The sequence below is a fragment of the Nocardioides aquaticus genome (genome assembly GCF_018459925.1).
GTDB classification, from domain to species: Bacteria; Actinomycetota; Actinomycetes; order Propionibacteriales; family Nocardioidaceae; genus Nocardioides; species Nocardioides aquaticus.
Map to the genome: position 1 here is coordinate 2,934,073 of NZ_CP075371.1, position 16,854 is coordinate 2,950,926.

General features: G+C 69.2%; 16 protein-coding genes. 8 read left to right on the forward strand and 8 right to left on the reverse strand.

Annotated elements, in window-relative coordinates:
• Positions 1 to 397: 397 nt before the first annotated feature.
• Complete coding sequence (locus tag ENKNEFLB_RS14230) at positions 398 to 2,851, reverse strand: hypothetical protein (protein ID WP_214056009.1); 2,454 nt, start codon at positions 2,849 to 2,851, stop codon at positions 398 to 400.
• A gap of 251 nt (positions 2,852 to 3,102) precedes the next feature.
• Between ENKNEFLB_RS14230 and ENKNEFLB_RS14235 the strand changes: the two genes are divergently transcribed.
• Entirely contained in the window at positions 3,103 to 4,080 is a 978-nt protein-coding gene (locus ENKNEFLB_RS14235; RefSeq protein WP_214056010.1) for a hypothetical protein, read from the forward strand.
• A 253-nt stretch (positions 4,081 to 4,333) separates the two neighbouring features.
• Here ENKNEFLB_RS14235 and ENKNEFLB_RS14240 read toward each other — a convergent pair whose 3' ends face one another.
• Positions 4,334 to 5,530, reverse strand: a complete 1,197-nt coding sequence (locus ENKNEFLB_RS14240; RefSeq protein ID WP_476703688.1) for a tyrosine-type recombinase/integrase — start codon at positions 5,528 to 5,530, stop codon at positions 4,334 to 4,336.
• Positions 5,531 to 6,212: 682 nt separating this feature from the next.
• On the opposite strand from ENKNEFLB_RS14240, the gene ENKNEFLB_RS14245 reads away from it, so the two are divergent.
• The 4 genes from ENKNEFLB_RS14245 (at position 6,213) to ENKNEFLB_RS14260 (ending at position 9,001) form a co-directional block, all read left to right on the forward strand.
• On the forward strand, positions 6,213 to 6,815 hold the full coding sequence (locus tag ENKNEFLB_RS14245; RefSeq protein WP_214056012.1) for a hypothetical protein: 603 nt from the start codon (positions 6,213 to 6,215) through the stop codon (positions 6,813 to 6,815).
• Between the two features lie 12 nt (positions 6,816 to 6,827).
• Complete coding sequence (locus tag ENKNEFLB_RS14250; RefSeq protein ID WP_214056013.1) at positions 6,828 to 7,031, forward strand: hypothetical protein; 204 nt, start codon at positions 6,828 to 6,830, stop codon at positions 7,029 to 7,031.
• A gap of 395 nt (positions 7,032 to 7,426) precedes the next feature.
• A complete protein-coding gene (locus ENKNEFLB_RS14255) occupies positions 7,427 to 8,134 on the forward strand; it encodes a hypothetical protein (RefSeq protein ID WP_214056014.1) in 708 nt (235 codons plus the stop codon).
• Positions 8,135 to 8,767: 633 nt separating this feature from the next.
• Entirely contained in the window at positions 8,768 to 9,001 is a 234-nt protein-coding gene (locus ENKNEFLB_RS14260) for a hypothetical protein (RefSeq protein ID WP_214056015.1), read from the forward strand.
• A 28-nt stretch (positions 9,002 to 9,029) separates the two neighbouring features.
• Here ENKNEFLB_RS14260 and ENKNEFLB_RS14265 read toward each other — a convergent pair whose 3' ends face one another.
• Positions 9,030 to 10,811 carry a GNAT family N-acetyltransferase gene (locus ENKNEFLB_RS14265; RefSeq protein ID WP_214056016.1) on the reverse strand — a complete coding sequence of 594 codons (1,782 nt, stop codon included), beginning with the start codon at positions 10,809 to 10,811 and terminating at the stop codon, positions 9,030 to 9,032.
• Positions 10,812 to 10,852: 41 nt separating this feature from the next.
• Here ENKNEFLB_RS14265 and ENKNEFLB_RS14270 point away from each other — a divergent pair, with 41 nt between their 5' ends.
• Positions 10,853 to 11,632: an alpha/beta fold hydrolase gene (locus ENKNEFLB_RS14270; RefSeq protein ID WP_214056017.1), complete on the forward strand. Its 780-nt coding sequence runs from the start codon at positions 10,853 to 10,855 to the stop codon at positions 11,630 to 11,632.
• 66 nt (positions 11,633 to 11,698) lie between these two features.
• Here the strand turns inward: ENKNEFLB_RS14270 and ENKNEFLB_RS14275 are convergent, their stop codons facing one another.
• The 3 genes from ENKNEFLB_RS14275 to ENKNEFLB_RS14285 form a co-directional block, all read right to left on the reverse strand.
• Positions 11,699 to 12,160, reverse strand: a complete 462-nt coding sequence (locus ENKNEFLB_RS14275; protein ID WP_214056018.1) for a P-loop nucleotide/nucleoside kinase family protein — start codon at positions 12,158 to 12,160, stop codon at positions 11,699 to 11,701.
• A 98-nt stretch (positions 12,161 to 12,258) separates the two neighbouring features.
• Positions 12,259 to 13,032 (reverse strand): SDR family NAD(P)-dependent oxidoreductase, encoded by a 774-nt coding sequence (locus ENKNEFLB_RS14280; protein WP_214056019.1) that lies wholly within the window; start codon positions 13,030 to 13,032, stop codon positions 12,259 to 12,261.
• A 57-nt stretch (positions 13,033 to 13,089) separates the two neighbouring features.
• Entirely contained in the window at positions 13,090 to 14,145 is a 1,056-nt protein-coding gene (locus ENKNEFLB_RS14285) for a 2,3-butanediol dehydrogenase (protein ID WP_214056020.1), read from the reverse strand.
• A gap of 203 nt (positions 14,146 to 14,348) precedes the next feature.
• On the opposite strand from ENKNEFLB_RS14285, the gene ENKNEFLB_RS14290 reads away from it, so the two are divergent.
• Entirely contained in the window at positions 14,349 to 15,563 is a 1,215-nt protein-coding gene (locus ENKNEFLB_RS14290) for a GAF domain-containing protein (RefSeq protein WP_214056021.1), read from the forward strand.
• Between the two features lie 14 nt (positions 15,564 to 15,577).
• Here the strand turns inward: ENKNEFLB_RS14290 and ENKNEFLB_RS14295 are convergent, their stop codons facing one another.
• Entirely contained in the window at positions 15,578 to 16,336 is a 759-nt protein-coding gene (locus ENKNEFLB_RS14295) for a SurA N-terminal domain-containing protein (RefSeq protein ID WP_214056022.1), read from the reverse strand.
• Positions 16,337 to 16,430: 94 nt separating this feature from the next.
• On the opposite strand from ENKNEFLB_RS14295, the gene ENKNEFLB_RS14300 reads away from it, so the two are divergent.
• Positions 16,431 to 16,613 carry a hypothetical protein gene (locus ENKNEFLB_RS14300; protein WP_214056023.1) on the forward strand — a complete coding sequence of 61 codons (183 nt, stop codon included), beginning with the start codon at positions 16,431 to 16,433 and terminating at the stop codon, positions 16,611 to 16,613.
• 9 nt (positions 16,614 to 16,622) lie between these two features.
• Here the strand turns inward: ENKNEFLB_RS14300 and ENKNEFLB_RS14305 are convergent, their stop codons facing one another.
• Positions 16,623 to 16,814, reverse strand: coding sequence for a hypothetical protein (locus ENKNEFLB_RS14305; protein WP_214056024.1), 192 nt, complete (start codon positions 16,812 to 16,814; stop codon positions 16,623 to 16,625).
• Positions 16,815 to 16,854 lie beyond the last annotated feature (40 nt).

Consider the following 16,854-nt stretch of genomic DNA (forward strand, 5'->3'; position numbering starts at 1 on the left):
GCGAGAGAGCGGAGCGTGAGGAGGCGGAATGGCGTCTTCGTGTGGCCCGGGGGCGTCGACGGGCGCGCCAAGAGCGTCTCCGCGCCGATGCCGTAGCCGCCAAAACTCCGTCGAGCGGCGCTTCGGGGCCACCTTGGTCCCACTGCCTTCGCTGTGGGCTCAAGCTTGATGAAATTCTCTACCGGCGCGGTTACCACTTTGGCTGCGAGTCGCTCGGCCGCAAGGCTCCTTCTCTGGGCCTCGCTGAGTGCGATCCGGGGGAAACACTCTTCTAGCTCGTTGGGAATCCTGAGTGCCGGGCCAGTAACCGCGTCATACCACCGCCAATGCCGAATGGCCAACGCAACTGTTCAGCACAAGACAGCCGTGCTGGCGATCTCGGCCTGCAGACGCAGCGCTACGTGCGAGCGACGCTCAGCATTAGCACGCTGTGCGGGTCTGCCATGAACGCGTCGAACACCTCGAGGCTGGCGAACAACGGGGTAGCGGCGAATTCGTCTGCGACGGCAGCTAGAGCGAGAAGCTGAGTATCAGGGTCCCCCTTCTCAACCGATGAGCCAGTCCCGGAACCCGATGCCTTGGTGCCAGCCGTGCCGGCTCCCCATGCCATGTCGAGTCTCTCGAGCGCAGGAAGGACACGGTCAGTGAAAGCGATGCGGTGCTGCTGGCCGAGAGCGTGGAGTTCCTCGCTCTCGGCCGCACATGCTTCCTCAAGGGCGGCCGTTTCCTCGAGCAGCGCGGCGTACCTCTCGTCCCATCGTGGGTCAGGGTCTCGACCGATGATGGCCACACGCAGGCCATACATGATGAGCTGGCTGCCGTACTGGCCGACGATGCCGCCGACCAGTGCAGCCACCTCAGCGTCACCAATATTGCTGCGCACCGCGGCTGTGCAGACCCAGGTGATGGCAGAGCGCACAACGGCTTCTGCCGTCGCCTCGGCAGCCTCAGCCGGGGTCAGCCGGTCGGTTGCCAGTCCATGGATGATGCCCGCGATGTCGATAGCCGCCTGGGTAAGGGCGGGGCCATGGTCCCCATGGGCCCACGAGGCCTGGAAGAGGTTCGCCGAGCCGTCGGCCACCGCACTCTCACCGGCCGTGCGCAGGAACGTGCCGGCTGCCGCAGCCGCCATGGTGGCCGCGCTCGTCCGTGCTCCGGCGACACTCGCTTGGGCCCAGTCGAACCCTTCAAAGGTGCGCTCGTTGTAGAGATGAGCTACGAGGTCCGTGGCCAGCGAGGTCACCACAGCGGCGCCGCCCGCTGCAACCGCGGCGTTGACTGTCCGTTTCAGTTCGATGTCATCGGCTACCCGCTGGAGGTGACCCGATGGATCGTTGGCGGCCTTGGTGAGTTGACCGGTCGTGATCGGGTCAGACGAGACCCCGTCGTACGAGACCACGTCGCCCAGACGTGCCCTGGCGTCTTCGTATCGCTCGCGGTTGACTGCTGTCGCGGGCCGTTCGCCCACCCGATCGAGAAACGCGTGGGTTGGCCCAACGTGATCCGTGGGAACGACCAGGTCCATCCCTTCGTACTTGTGGTCGATCAGCCCGTTGAACGGCCCGACGCGATGCGATTTCGACTCGACGACCTTCATCTGCGCCTCCCGCACAACTGTGCCGCCAGAGGTCTGCACCACGACGTCTGCAGGATCGGCTGGCCTCCCGAGATGCTCCGTTACGTAAGCCCGATGGGATGAGTCCTTGGCGATCGCGTCGAGGTTGAAGCCCAGCGCTTGGAGCCATTCGAAGTGAAAGCCCGCCTTTACGCGCTGATGTGCAGCGCCGCAGCGCTTGGCCAGGCGCTCGATGAACTCGGGCTGCTGCGCCAAGTAGGCCAACTGCTCGCGTTGCACGGTGGTGTTGATCTGCCCGACCACCCACGACACCGCCGGGGCCGAATCGGAGCCCGGGTTCCGCTGCCTGGCACACCGGGACACGACTCGCCTCGCAGCGTCCAGAACTGGGGCCTGGTCGTCTTCCAGCCCCTGCGAGGCGGGCGCATCCACGGAGGCGGCGATAACTGCGGCGACGGTCTGTGCCAGGCCGGCGAGCTCGGCCACCAGCAACCGGCCTGCCTTATCGTAGGTTTCGTACTCGGCATTAGCGGCTACCAGGGCACGCAGCACCGGGAGGCGGTTGAGACCGAGGTCCACCAGTTGCCTCAGCGTCTCGGTGGCTTCCTCGGCTCGCGCGGTGGCGAAATGCAGTCGCTCGAGGTTCAGGGCCTCGAGCATCTCGAGGCGGCGGGCCTCGAGCTCGCGCCGTTTCTGTTCGCGTTCTGCTTCGAGCTTCGCTTCCTTCGCGGCCACTTCGTCGCGCCAGATCGCCAGCATGGTTCCGATCGCCACGACACTGAGAGTGCCGACGATGACGACCATCTTGTTCTTGCTCAGGTTGCGGTTGGCCTGGCGGAACAGGGCCTCGGATCGCGGGAGCGCTTCGCGGCCCTTAGCCATGCCTTTCGTCCAGACCTCAGAGGTGTCCGCCGTCAGGTTCCCTGGCCGGAAGTGGACAGCCGTGCGACCGACATTCGGGCTCTTCGCGGCCGTCTTGATTCCCAGCATCAGTGCCGCCTGCAGCATCCGACCGGTGCCGCCGTTAACCAGCTCGCGCAGCACTTCCGTGGCCATCTGACGGGCCTCGGTATCGATGTCTTCGAGCTCGGGCACGGCTTCCTCGGCTGCTACCTGCACGAGAGTCACCGCATGCAGCTGCCCGAAGGTCTGCGCGAAGGGCTTCAGGTACTTCTCGAACGCATCCGTGCTAATTGCGTCCAGTGCATGGTTGGCATCCCGGAAGCGCTGCTCGAGAGCAGAGCTCCCGAGAGCGCTCTCATCGGGTGTGGTCACCCCGTGAATCTAGCCGCCACCGCCGACACATCCGTTGGGAGTTCTCCGATCCCGCCCGCTCCTGCGACCCAGCAAGTTGAAGCGCCGACCGCCATGCGACCTGCCTCATTCCGCCGCTTATCCCCTTCCCTGCTGTCGGGGCGGGGCGGTAAGCGGCTCCATATGCAAGTCGAGCGTTTGCCGAGTGTGCGAACCTCGCTCTCCTGCCACGATGATCGTCCGCCTCCCGACCGCAGCCTTAGGAGCCCCACGTGCGAGCGATGCTGTATTACCCCTTCGTCCAACCGCCACGGGATGTCTTGGCGCAAGGCGTCTTGTACTGGGATCAGATGGGGAGCATCGTGCCCAAGCACTACCAGCTCCCTGACTACCTACAGCAGATCTCGGATCGCGGTCTCTATCGGCCGCTTAGCGTTGACGAGTATGTGAGTGACGTTTCGCTCGACCGCCTCGTTGGGGAAGTAGAAGGTCTACTAACGGAGCTTCCGAGAGGAGCCCTCGCGCTGCCCCGGGACCCGCTGACATCAGCGACTCGACTGCACTACGGGAAGCTGCCCTACGAGTTGGAGTTCCGCCTGAAAAACGCTGGCTTGCTCCGGGATGTCGCGACGTCCTACCAAGCCTCGGAGGCTCTCCTCGGCCCGCTCCTGACTTTATTGGCCCGGGCCGTCGCCGATGGCGAGCGCGACCCGACCATCGGATGGGTGTGTCATACCAACGTCGCTCGTGCTGCCGCCATGGCCTTCGAAGGTGCAAGCGGGACCGGCGCACCTGCCTGGCGGCTCAAGATGGGTTGGATCTTCAAGGTCCCGCCGCCGGGCACTCCGCTCGAAGAACTCTTAGACTTCCGCGCGCGCTATGAGGATGAGCGCATTGAACTGCTCAGGGCGGTCGACAAGCTGGCTGTCGCGTCCGGAGGTCTCGCCGCTCCTGACCTCCTACCGCAGATCGCGGAGGAGCTCGACTACGCGATGAGACAAATCGATAAGGCGGCGAAGGGCCGCGGGCTCAAACTGAGAAAAGCGGCGAGCTACGGAACCCTGACCGCAGGAGTTGGCGCCGCGGCCACAGCAGCTGAGGCGTTCGGCCCAGTGGGCGCGGCCGCTAGTGCTGGGGTCTTCGGCGTTCTCGGATCACTGCTCTTAGGCGCGACGCAGACCTTCGTCAGGCCCGAGGTGGCGAGCCCGTACAACTACTTACATCGTGCGCGCGCCCAGTTCGGCGACTAGGCGAGTCGAACAACGACGTTCTCACGCTGGTCACCGACAGAACGGCAGGGCGATTGCAGCGTCATTCCGCCGCGATTAGACGGGCAGCAGTCGTAGCAAACCCTCCGAAGCCAGCCCGCCGGGACGGGATGGTTGAGCACGTCGTCGTGCGTGCTTGATTGCGATACTTTCGTCGCACCGCAGGAGCCCGCTGAACATCAACAAGGGTGGTTGCTAGTTGGTCGCTCGGTCTGATCGTCCAGGTGACACGCGGTCACCGTCGGGAACTGCGATTCGGGTCGTCCCCGTCTCGCTCATCATTGCTCCGAGCGAGCTCCGACAGTCGTCTCGCTATCTCGGCGTCTCGATCCGCAGCGGCGTGCTGGTAGCGCATTGCAGCACCCGGAGTCGTATGGCCAAGGCGGCCCATCAGTTCTGCGAGCGTGGCGCCGGTTTGAGCGGCAAGGACAGCACCGGTGTGGCGGAGATCGTGCCACCGCAGATCCGGGCGGCCGGCCGCCCTCCGAGCCGGGTAGTAGACCTTGTAGAGCGTCGACGGCGCCATGTGGTGGTCGCTCTGGTCGGCGGCTGGGAAGAGCAACGCATCCTTGCCAGGCCCGGTGAAGTCCTTCAGGTGCCGCTCGACTGCGGGCAGCAGGTGCGGCGGGATCGCCACGTCTCGGATGCCGGCGTCGGACTTGGGCAGGCCGACGACAAACTCGCCGTCGGCCCGGACAACGGCCCGACGGATCTTCACTCTGTGGGTGCGCAGATCGATGTCGCCCCGGCGAAGCTCGGTGAGCTCACCGAATCGCATCGCGCACCACGCCGCCAGAAGGGCCATCGTCTTGTAGCGAGGAGGCAGTTCGTCGACGATCGTCTCGAGCTCCTCCAGCGACGCCGGCTGAACCTTATGGACGCGCTTGGTGTTGCCGGCCCCGCGGATGTGCGCCGGGTTGTACGGGATCAGCGGGTATGGACGCTCCGAGGCCGCAGTTGTCAAGATGGTGCGCAGCAAGCTGTAGGCCTGTGCGCGGATCGCCTCTCGGCCCGGCGCCAAGGCGTCGTACCACTTGTTCACGTCGTCGACACTGATCCGGTCGATGCGCTCGTCGCCGAAGGCCGGGTAGACGTAGGTGTCCAGCAACATCCGGTACTGCTGCAGCGTGGTCGGACGGAGCTCGCGACCGCGGGTCCTCCGGTTCTTCAGCCACAGGTCGGCATAGACCTGAAGCGTCGGTGTCGCCTTGCGCTCTGCTCCCCGGGTTGCGGCATCAGGCGCCCAGATCTTCATCTCGATCTCTGCTCGGCGCGCGGCGAGCCAAGCCACGGCATCGTCTCTGGTGTGAAATGTGACGGGAGCCCGATAGAGCAGGCCATCAGGACCTACGTACGCAGCTCGATAGCGACCGGACGGACGCCTCTCGATCCGACCGAATCCTCGGCGGGTTCCCGCCTGTTCCCTACGCATAGCCTGCTCCTCTTACCACCGAACTTCGGGGAACATACGGGGAACAAGGACGACCTCTTGTGTCCAACCCTGTCCGTAGGTGTCGCAGCACCGCATGCCCTCTGACCTGGCACTTTACAGCAAAGCTGGACGTCGACGAGGTCACGTGGTAGCTCGGTTCTCAAAGGTTCAAACCCAGTATCGCCCACAGTGTTATCGCAGTTCACGGGCCGGTTTCCCGAAAAGAACCTGGCCCCGTGCCATCCGTGCCAGACAGGTACGACCCTGAGGTCGACCTGAGACATGAAGAACCCGTTTCAGAAAAAGAAGAACTCAATTCTTTGAGCCAAGACGCCGCTCTAGTCATCGCACTGACCGATGCTCGAGGTGGTTGACCAAACGATGCGAGCGTGCTCGTCTGAAATGGAACAACAGAAAACTGTTAGTCGCGTTGCGCGCGATTCTCGCGGCATGCGTGGCCGATTCTCGACCATCCGAGCACCAATAATGGAGAGAGAGATCGCACATGTCGACGATGACTATTTTTCGCCGGACGGGGCTGGCTGCTGCCCCGCTGGCTCTTGCGCTAGCAGTGGGTGGGATGACGACCGCCTCGGCGGCGACCCAAGCCCCCACGGGAGTAGAGGGCAGCAAGGCCGTGGTGTGTGCAAGCCCAGGTCTCAGCGCAGGCCCGACGACCAACATGACGCAGGTCGACGGCCACAGGGCCCGCAACCTGACCAGGGCGGCCCTTGCTGAGGTGAAGAGCGGTGGCCTGGCTACCCATGCTCCGCGGCCGGCTCTGTCCTTCGGGCAGGCCAAGGTCTACAGCGTGGACTCCGACGGCCCTGCGTACTCGTCTGTCACCGTCCCCATCAGTGGGGGCTACAGCATGGTCAGCAACCTCACCATTCTCTTCAATGACAGCGGCGAGATCACCCAGTCCGGTGAGACCCTCATCAGCGAGAACGAGGCAGGGAATTTCAACATCTCCAAGTTCAGTGACGGTGAGCTGGTGAAAAGCAAGGACACCAACCGGCCGTTCATGACAGACGCCCAACTGAGGCAGGACGCTCAGCGAGGCGCAGCCGGTGCTGACACCGTGGCCGCGCAAGGGGCCGGGAGTACCGTGGCCTGTGTCGCAGCGGTGCTCGGTGTGAGTGGCGCAGTCGCGTATCTCATCGTGGGTGCTTGTGCCGGCGCGTGCACGGTTCCGGTCGTGGGCACGGCCATCTGCGTCGCCTGCATCGGTGCCTACGCCGCGGTCGGTGGTTCGTCCATCGCCGCCGTTGCCAGTTGTTTCTGAGGAGTGAGGTAGATGAAGAGCACGAAGCTGTTCGTGGTCAGCCTGCTCGGATTGGCAGTGTCAGCCGCCGTGCTGATCCTGCTCATCCCGTCGCTCTTCGGGTCGGGTGAGCACGCAGATACCTGGCTAGTCGTCGGGCTCGCACTGGTCGCCGCCGCTTTTGCCGTGGGGACGCGGTACTGGCGTCCCCCGACGCGGACCTCCGAGAGCCGATAGTCCAGGACGACCACAAGGTCCCGGCAGAGCCGAGACGCTCCGCTTCCTACTCGACCAACGAGACGGCTCCCGCCTCGTTGGTCGAGCTCGCCCTTGTCCTGTAGCCCAGGCTCACACCAGGTCGGCCTCGCGTACGCCCATCCTGTCTGCTGTCTGGGGCAGTGTGGGTGGACCTCCGTCCTGGTGGAGGTGCGACGGGTAGTCCCTCTCGCCTGACGGGAGAGCACCCGGGTCGAGGCCGTCCTGGGGGGGGAGCAGCCGGGCCCGGGTCTCGGAGAGCTGACTGAGAATCCGCCCGTCGACCAAGCCGCAGGCGGCGTGTCACCGGATCACTGGTGCAGCAACGCCCACGCGGGTCTCCCGAGCTGGGCGCTCTCCCCTTGAAGGGCAGCACCATGTCGTCCACTCCCCGCTTCACCACCCGCAACCGCCGCGGTCTCGCCGCTCTCGCCACCGTCGGCCTGTTGGCCGGCCCGCTCGCCGCGTGCAGCACGCAGAGCGACGCTGCGCCCGCGTCCCCCGCCTCCTCGAGCTCGTCGTCCTCCGACGAGGCCCAGACTCCGCCTCAGCCGGTCGCCGCGATCGACGCGCTCACCGGCCAGGACACCAAGATCGCCCTGGACAAGGGCTTCGTCGACGCCCTCACCCAGCTCAAGCTCACCCCGGGCGTCACCGGGGACGCCACGCTGACCGACGACTCCCTGGTCTTCCCGATCACCGGCGGCAACGTCACCGTGTTCGAGCCCGGCCAGGTCTCGCCCTACGTCATCGGCCAGGTCCAGCACGAGGGCTCCGGCCTCTCGCTTTCCGCCGGGGACACCACCGTCGAGCTCACCAACCTCAACGTCGACCCGGGCGTCTCGCGGGTCTACGGCGACGTGACCGTCAACGGCGAGTTCGCCGTGACCAGCGCGTACCTGTTCAAGCTCGACGGCAGCACCCTGAAGCCCCTCCAGCCCCAGGGCAACAAGGCGATCCTGCAGGGCACCGAGGTCCAGATCTCCGACGTCACCGCCCCGCTGCTCAACGACACCTTCGGCACCGACGCCGTCGAGCCCGGCCTGCTGGTCGGTACGGCCACCATCACCGTCAACACCAAGTAGGGGCCCGGGACCGAACCCGACGGCACCTCTCCGATCAGCCGCTGCACCGAAGGCCTTGGGGCGGCGGCGAGGGACCCCGGTCGATTCCTGCTCCTACGCAGCGACCGGGGCCCCGTCCGAGAACAGGGGCTCGGATGACCTGCTCCCCGGCTGAGTCCAGCATCCTCCGCGGCCCGCGGACACAGCTCAGACATCGCCGCCGTCGAACACGACGAGGCTGATCTGTTCCCCGGCGGGTGTCGTGACCCCGAGGTCCCTGCCGGTGGTTCCGCGGCGGGCGAGCCGACCCGCCGCGACGACGAGAGCCCGATAGCGTCCGGCGATGCCGAGCCGCCGTCCCCCCAGCGCTCGTCTCCGCCGCGCGTCACCGCGCCGGACCTCGACGCCGCAGCGGCCGTTGCCGACCGTCGGGCCGGGCGAGCGGCTGTGGGTGCTCGACGTCCCCTACGGGACCCAGGTCGACGGCGCCACCTGGCACCCGGCGGTCCCGACAAGTCCGGCCTGTCTCTTCCTGCGCCGGCCTCCTCAGCGAAGAGCTTGCAACCGATCCTGAGAGCGCGGACCCTCCAGACCGGCATGCCCGATACTCGGTGAGTGCTTCGTCATCTGTGGTGGGTTCTCGGTCTGGTTCTCATGGTCGGCGGCGTCGTCCTCGTCCTCGTCACCCGGCCCGACCCGGCGGAGTTCGGCTGGTTCGCCTACACACCGTTGAGCGAGGACCCCGACTGGGCCATGGGCTGGGAGGACTCCAGCAGGTCGACCCTGATCGTCTCGTGGTGGCAGCTGGCTGGCGCTGCACTGGCAGCCGTCGGGCTGCTGGTCCTTGCTGCAAGCGTCGGCTTCCGGCTGGGCCGGCGCCGCACCTGACGCAGGTCCGCGGCGGCACCGAGACGCGTCAGAGCCGGCGCTCGAACCCCAGGTGCGTGCTCTCGTACCCGAGCCGCCGGTAGAACGCATCAGGACGATCCCGCGCAGAGTCGGTGCTCGCTTGGGCAACCGACGCCCCGCGCACCCGTCCATGGGTGTGCGCCCACTCGAGCATGGCGGCGGCCAGACCCGTCCCGCGCTCCTCAGGAGCCACGCGCACGCCCTCGACGTGCAGCCGGGTGGTGCCGCCGCGGGACAGACCCGGGATGACCGTGAGCTGCATCGTGCCCACGATCCGGTCGGCCTCGTCGCGCACCGCGGCGAGGTACTGCGCGGGGTCGCGGCTGATGGCGTCGTACGCCGCCTCGTGGTGCGCCAGGTCAGCACCCTCCGCCGGCCGGCCCTGCCCCACGGAGCCCGCGTCCTCGTCGGCCAGCAGCGCAGCCAGTGCCGCGACGTCGGCGCGGGCGGCCCGCAGCACCCGGAACACCCGGTCGCCGAGGACCAGCCGGCCACCGACCGAGGCGCGGGCGGCCTTACGCAACCGCGCGACCAGGGCGTCGAGCCAGCCGCCCACGCTCTCTCTGGCCTGCACCGTGTCGGGGTAGCGGCAGCGCAGGTGCAGGCCGGACTCGTCCAGCACGAACCAGAGCATCACCCCGTCGGTGTGGATCGCGGCCCCGACGTACTGCGCCTCCAGACCCGTGGCGTCGATCCGGACGGGGAGGCGGCGCAGGTCGAGCCAGGAGATCGCGAACATCCCGGGCGCCTCGGGCATGCCGCCCCAGGGGGCGAGGAGATCCTCGAGCGCCCAGGAGCCGAGCCCGATCGCCTCCTTGAGCGCGGCCGCGCACGCTCGGGGCGCTGGGTCGGTCGACTCGAGCACGGAGTTGGTGATGAACCAGCCCACCGAGTCGTGCCACGTCGCGTCGTACCTGCTGTGCACCGGGAACACCGCGCGCAGCGGCGTCTGCGCGAGGTCCTGGGTCACAGCAGTCATCGCGGAGACGACGAGGGTCAGGGTCGAGACGCCGTCGTCGCGGGCCTGGGCCGAGAAGGCGGCGCTGTCGTCCACGTCGAGGACGTCGCGCACCTCGACCCGCTCGCGCTGCGGCGTCGTGACGTCGCCCAGCGGCATCGGGAACCGCGGCATCACGTCGCCGCAGGCGCCGAGGATCTCCGCCCACCGCGCGCGTACCTCCGGCGGCGCCGCGGGCCGCTCCCTCAAGGACGCGGTGTGCTCGGCGAACGCCGGAACCGCCCCGACCGCGGGCGCGCGACCGGTCCCCACCGCGCCCAGAGCCCCGAGGAGGTCGCGGGCGACGACGAGCATCGACCACAGGTCGGTGTGGGCGTGGTCGGCGGCGACGACCACCGTCGGCCCGGTCGCCGTCTCCAGGACGCAGAGCCGGTGTGAGGGGCGCCGGTACGGCGAGCACGCCTCGTCAAGCACCTCCCGCACCGCGTCGTTGGGCGCCTGACCCGGGGCGATGGCGTGCTCGACCCACCCGCCGGGCCCCACCTCCACCTGGTGCAGGACCGGCCCGTCCGCGCCGGGCGAGAACACCGACCGCAGCGTGCCGTGCCGCGCGACCACAGCGAGCCACGCCGCCGCGAGGTCCTCACGGTCCACCGGCTCCGTCAGGCGGAACGACAGCGCCATCCACGACCCGGGGCGGTCCCCGCTCCCGACGTGGCGCCGCTGGTCGAAGGAGACCGGGAGCTCGGCACCGGTGTCGCCGACGGCCAGGTCGTAGCCCCACAGCCGGCCGAACGGCAGCCGCAGCTGCGCCACGTTGGTAAGCCGCACCCCGATAACCTAGGGCCTCACCCGAGCCTCCGAGGAGCACCGTGCCGACCTTCACCGTCCCCGGTGCCGAGCTCGACGTGGAGCTGAGTGACGAGGGCGGGCACCCCGTCGTCCAGCTGCACGGCCTCACCTCCAGCCGCCGGCGCGACCGCCTGCTCGACCTCGACCTGGGGCGCGGGCTCAGCGGGACCCGCCTGCTGCGGTACGACGCCCGCGGTCACGGCCGCTCCACGGGTCGTACCGTCGCCGAGGACTATCGCTGGTCGGTGCTCGCCGAGGACCTGCTGCGCCTGCTGGACGAGTTCTTCCTCGGCGAGCTGGTGCACGGCGTGGGTCCGTCGATGGGCACCGGCACCCTCCTGCACGCGGTGGTACTCGACCCCGCGCGCTTCGCAGGGCTCACCCTCGTCGTGCCGCCCACCGCCTGGGCGACCCGGGCCGCGAAGGCCGCGGACTACCTCCAGGCCGCCGACCTGGTCGAGCGCGACGGGATCGACGCCTTCGTGGAGGCCGGTCGCCTCGCGCCGCGGCCGCCGGCGACGGCGGACACCCCCGACACGCTGCCCGAGGTCAGCGAGGAGCTGCTGCCCTCGCTGCTGCGCGGGGCCGCCCTCGCCGACCTCCCGGCCGCGGAGCAGCTGGCCGAGGTCGCCGTACCGACGACGATCCTGGCCTGGACCGACGACCCGGCCCACCCGGTCTCCACCGCCGAGGCGCTGGCGGACCTGCTGCCGCACTCCCGGCTGGAGGTCGCGCGCACGCCCGCCGACCTGGCCACGTGGCCGGAGATGCTGGCGGCCGACGTGGCGCGACACGGCTGACCGGGTGTGGTCGCGTTGACGCGGGAGTCGTCCCGGCCTGCGGACGCGACGCGCACTTGAGATGGGCTATCTCACGACGGTGAGCGGGCCTTCGTCCGGCGTCGGTGCCTCGAAGTGGTCGAAGTACTGGGCGACGAGGTCTTCGGTGAGCACGAAGTCGTCGGAATGGCTGCCCCGCCTGGCTCGCATGCGTCTCAGGACGGTTTCGCGATCGGTCGCAAGGTAGATCGTCTCGGGCACGACGCCCGTCGGCTCGAGCAGCTTGCGGTAGTCGTCGCGCATGCGTCGCGACCAGAACGAGAAGTCGAGGACGACGTCGGTGCCGGCCGCGACAAGCTGCAGCAGCCGAGCCCGCAGGTCACCCTCGATCTCGTCGCGCACGTGCGGGGGCAGGGGCACCGCCGAGATCCCGCGACGCCACATCTCCACGTCGAACGAGAGCCGCGCCATCCCGTCGCTCTCCAGGCGCTGGGCGTGGGTCGACTTCCCGGCCCCGGAGGGCCCGCACATGAAGATCACGCGGCTCACGCAGAGACCGTACGTCGATCTTCGGTGAGCTCGAGCGCTGAGCGTTCCGGCGACGCAGGGTCGTCCGGTCATCACTGCAACAGGGCCCCGACCAGGGGTCAGGTGAACAGCACGCCGCCGTCGATCAGCGGCGACTGCCCGGTCATGTAGTCGGAGTCCGGCCCGGCGAGGTACGACACGAACGCCGCGACGTCCGAACCCTGCGAGACCCGGCCCAGGGTGATCCCCGCCGCCATCGCCTTCATCGACTCCCCCTCGCCCACGGCGTTGATCGCGCCCAGGTCGTGGTCGATCTCGACCCACATCTGGGTGTCGACGATGCCGGGGCAGTAGGCGTTGACGGTGATCCCGTGCTCGGCCCACTCCTGCGCCGCCGCCTGGGTGAGCGCGCGCACCGCGAACTTCGACGAGGAGTAGACGCCCAGCAGGCCGAAGCCCTTGTGGCCGGCGATGGAGGAGGCGCCGATGATCTTGCCGCCGTGGCCCTGCTTGATCATCTGGCGGGCGGACTCGGTGTAGCAGAGGAAGACGCCGAGACCGTTGACCCGGTGGACGTGCTCGTACTCCTCGGGGGTCACGTCGAGCAGGGCCTTGGTCTGGGCCACCCCCGCGTTGGCCACCATCACGTCGAGCGATCCGAGCTGATCGGCCGTGTCGGTCACGAGCCGGCGGACCGAGGCCGGGTCCGAGACGTCGCCGTGGAGGGCGACGGCCCGTACGCCCCGCTCCTCGATCTCGGTCCGGGTCTTCTCGAGCTCCTCAGCCATGCCGGGCAGGTCGGACACGGCGATCGCGTGCCCGTCGGAGGCCAGGCGCAGGGCGATGGCCTTCCCGATCCCGCGGGCGCCACCGGTGATGTGTGCGACGGTCATGTCGTTCCTCCGTGCTGTGGAGTGCTGTGGGGTGGGACGGGCGTCTCGCGCGGCCGGTCAGGGACGGACCAGGATCTTCACGTTCTCCTCCTTGTTGTTGATCAGCTCGTCGAAGCCGGACGTCACGATGTCGTCGAGGTCGATCCGGCCGGTGATGAACTGGAACGGGTCGACCTTGCCGCTCGCGACCATCTCGATGGTCGCGGGATGGTCGTCGGCGTAGGCGAGGCTGCCGAGCACGTTGACCTCGCGGAAGACGAGGTCGTTCATCGCGACCGACGCCTCGTGCCCCCAGATCGCGACGTTGACGCAGGTGCCGCCCACGCGGGTCGACTGGATGGCCGCCTTGAGGACCTGGTCGATGCCGGCGCACTCGAACGACACGTCCGCACCGCGTCCCTTGGTCAGCTCCATGACCTCGGCCACCACGTCGGTGGCCGTCGGGTCGAGGACGTGGTCGGCCCCGGCGACCGGCGCCTTCGCCTTCCGTACGTCGGCCGGCTCCACCACGATGATCTGCTCGACGCCCCGGGCGCGCAGTGCCGCGGTGGTCACCAGACCGATCGGGCCCGCGCCGAACACCAGCGCGGTGTGGCCCGGCTGGGCGTGCGACAGCCGTACCGCGTGATAGGCCACGGCCAGCGGCTCGATCAGCGCGCCGACGTCCGTGCCCAGGTCGCCGAGGGGGTGGATCCAGCGGCGCTCGGCCACCACGAACTGGCTGAACCCCCCGCCGTACCCGGACAGACCCACGAAGCCGAGGGTCCGGCAGACGTTGTACTTGCCCTGCTGGCAGGCGTCACAGGTCCCGCAGACGATGTACGGCTCGACCACCACCCGGTCCCCGACCCGGAGGTCGGTGACGCCCTCGCCGAGCTCGTGCACCACGCCGGCGAACTCGTGCCCGAGCGTGATCGGCACGCTCTCCCCGGTCAGCGGGTGCGGCGCGTCCGCCGTCGGCGCGAAGATCGGTCCGTCGACGTACTCGTGCAGGTCGGTCCCGCAGATGCCGCACCACTCGACCTCGACCTTGACCGTCCCCGGCCGGGCCTGCGGCTCGGGGACGTCCTCGACCCGGATGTCACCGGGTCCGTAGAAACGTGCTGCCTTCATGAGGTCATCTCCTCGGTACGGGTGCGGGTTCCCGGTCGGTGCGCCATTGACTCCACTTTCGTCCCGCTGTGTGATGGAGCACACACCGTGGACACGGGGGTGCGGAAGCGTTGCACCGCGTTGCAACGGCGCTGTCGAAGGAGTGATCCATCAAGCAACGTGAGCTGGGTCTGCGGAGGGTGCGCGAGGCGAGCCTCAGCGGCGTGGCGCCGGGCGCATCGGCGCCGGGCGGATCGGCGCCGGGCGCCGGCCCCCGTACCGAGATCGCGGCCTCCTGGCGCCGTACGGCCGCCCGCGGGCTCGACCCCGGCGCCGACCCGCAGGTCGCGCTGCTGACCGAGTCGGAGCTGGAGCGGCGGCGTGCCGACAGCGCCCTGGCCCCCCTCGTGCCGCAGCTGCTCGCGTCCCTGGTCTCCGTCGTCGACGCCGGTCAGATGGTGGTCGTCGCCGACACCGACGGGCGGGTGCTCTGGCGCCACGGCAAGGCCGGCGTCCGCCGCGAGGCCGACCACCTCGGCTTCGTCGGCGGCTCCGCGTGGACCGAGGGCAACGTCGGCACCAACGCGATCGGCACCGCGCTCGTGCTCGGCGAGCCCGTGCACATCCAAGGAGCCGAGCACTACCTCGACTCCCACACCCGCTGGGGGTGCGCGGCGGCGCCGCTCCTCGACCCCTGGACCGGACGCACCCTCGGTGTCGTCGACATCAGCGGCCCGTCGCGGTCACTGCATCCCGCCGAGCTCGCGATCGTGCAGATGGCCGCGCGACTGGCCGTCCTGGAGATCCGGGACCAGCACGCGGCGCGGCACGAGCGGCTGCGGTCGGTGGCCGCCCCGATGATCGCGCGGATGGACGGCCACGCCCTCGTCGTCGACCGGTCCGGGCACGTCGTCGCGGCCTCGGGGACGACCCCGCCCACCCGGATCAGCCTTCCGGACGCGATGTCCGTGGGGACGATCTGGCTGCCCGACCTCGGCGTCGCGACCGCCGAGGTGCTGCCGGGCGGCTGGCTGCTCCGGTTGCAGGACCACGACGGCGGCGAGCCGGCCACCGACCTGGTCGTCGACCTCTCCGGTCGTACGCCGCAGCTGCGCGTGACCGGACCGAGCGGCTCGTGGCAGCAGGCCCTGACCCCCCGCCACGCCGAGATCCTGGTCTCGCTGCTGCGCGCCGAGCACGGCCGCACCCCGGCCGAGCTCGCCGCGGACCTGTTTGCCGACACCACCCGGATCGTCACCGTCCGCGCCGAGATGTCACGGCTTCGCAAGGTGCTGGGCGCACTGCTCGAGGGCCGTCCCTACCGCCTGGCGGACGGCGTACGCGCCCTGCTTATGCTGCCCGAGGACCCGACCACCGTCCTGCCGGGGTCGAGCGCGCCGGTGGTCGTGGCACTGGCCCAGGAGCACCCCGGCAGCTAGCGACTGGGGTCAGCTCACAGGTTGATGCTGATGTCGGCGTCCTCGGTGAGCCCGTCGACCAGCGACTGGGCGACGCGGCCCTGCTCCTCGGAGACCGCCTGGTCCTTCAGCTGCGAGCGCACCTGGGCGAACGGCGGGAGAGCCTGCCCGGCCTGCTGGCCCGACTGGGCCTGCTGCTGCTTGACCTGCTGGTAGAGGGTGCGCAGGTCCTTCTCGGTGGGGTCGATCTCCCCGCCGGCCTCGTCGGCGACGAGACCCTCCAGCAGCACCTGGGTCTCGACCTGGGTCCGCACCTCGTCCTCCGAGGTGCCCTGCTCCTCGAGGGCGTCGAGGAACGCCTGGGCGGACGGCAGCTGGTTCTGCTCGGCGAGCGTCGTGAGCTGGTCGTTGATCGCCTGCTCGGAGGCCTCGATCCCACGCGCCTCGGCCTCCTGGCGCAACAGCTCGGTGTCGACCAGGCCCTGGGCGGTCTGCTCCCGCAGGGCGTCCTCGTCCGGCTGCTCGCCGCCGGCCTGGGCCTGGGCGGTCGCCTGCTGGACCTGGGCGGTGTAGGCCGGGACGAACTCGGCGCGGGTGATCTCCTCGCCGTTCACCTCGGCCACGACCTCGGGGACGTCCGCCACGTCGGGCTCGGCCCCCGCGGACTCCGCGGCCTCCGAGGACCCGGACGAGGCCGAGGACCCGGTGTCGGGCTCCTCCTCGGCCCCACCCCCGCAGCCGGTCAGCAGGAGCAGCGCGGCGGTCAGGCCGGCGAGAGCGGTTCTGGAAGACATCGTCGTACGCATCTGATCGACGGTACGGGCCGGACCTGATCGGATCCTGAGCGCCGGGAGCCGCGCCTGGTCGCCGCAGCCCTAGGTTAGACCCATGACGGACGGGCCGAGCGAGAAGAACGTCGAGCAGCGCGCCAACCGCCTCCCCGAGGAGCAGGTGGCCGGCCCCGCGGACGACCCCGAGGCCCAGGCCCGCGCCATCCTCGAGGAGTCGCAGGAGCGCACGGACGACCCGGAGGGCACCCGGGACGACTCCCCGCAGACCCCCGGCCCCTAGGTCCGGTACCTAGTCGTCGGCGGACCGGTCCGACGTCGGGACGCCGACGATCCGGCTCGCCAGCTGCTCGTCGCTGAGCCCCGCTGCCCGGGCCGTGCGCTGCAGCCGGACGATCGCGGTGTCGACGGCGATCCCGTCCCGGGCGGCCACCATCGCGGCCGCCTCGAAGACGTCCGGGCTGCTGGAGGAGCCGCTCACCATCTGTCCATGGTGCCGACATGGCGCCGTCCCCGGATCCACC

Coding starts and splice junctions, on each gene's coding strand:
- ENKNEFLB_RS14240 (WP_476703688.1), bottom strand. CDS start 5,530: ATGCGTAGGGAACAGGCGGGAACCCGCCGAGGATTCGGTCGGATCGAG.
- ENKNEFLB_RS14245 (WP_214056012.1), top strand. CDS start 6,213: ATGACGCAGGTCGACGGCCACAGGGCCCGCAACCTGACCAGGGCGGCC.
- ENKNEFLB_RS14250 (WP_214056013.1), top strand. CDS start 6,828: ATGAAGAGCACGAAGCTGTTCGTGGTCAGCCTGCTCGGATTGGCAGTG.
- ENKNEFLB_RS14255 (WP_214056014.1), top strand. CDS start 7,427: ATGTCGTCCACTCCCCGCTTCACCACCCGCAACCGCCGCGGTCTCGCC.
- ENKNEFLB_RS14260 (WP_214056015.1), top strand. CDS start 8,768: ATGGTCGGCGGCGTCGTCCTCGTCCTCGTCACCCGGCCCGACCCGGCG.
- ENKNEFLB_RS14280 (WP_214056019.1), bottom strand. CDS start 13,032: ATGACCGTCGCACACATCACCGGTGGCGCCCGCGGGATCGGGAAGGCC.
- ENKNEFLB_RS14285 (WP_214056020.1), bottom strand. CDS start 14,145: ATGAAGGCAGCACGTTTCTACGGACCCGGTGACATCCGGGTCGAGGAC.
- ENKNEFLB_RS14295 (WP_214056022.1), bottom strand. CDS start 16,336: ATGTCTTCCAGAACCGCTCTCGCCGGCCTGACCGCCGCGCTGCTCCTG.
- ENKNEFLB_RS14300 (WP_214056023.1), top strand. CDS start 16,431: ATGACGGACGGGCCGAGCGAGAAGAACGTCGAGCAGCGCGCCAACCGC.
- ENKNEFLB_RS14305 (WP_214056024.1), bottom strand. CDS start 16,814: ATGGTGAGCGGCTCCTCCAGCAGCCCGGACGTCTTCGAGGCGGCCGCG.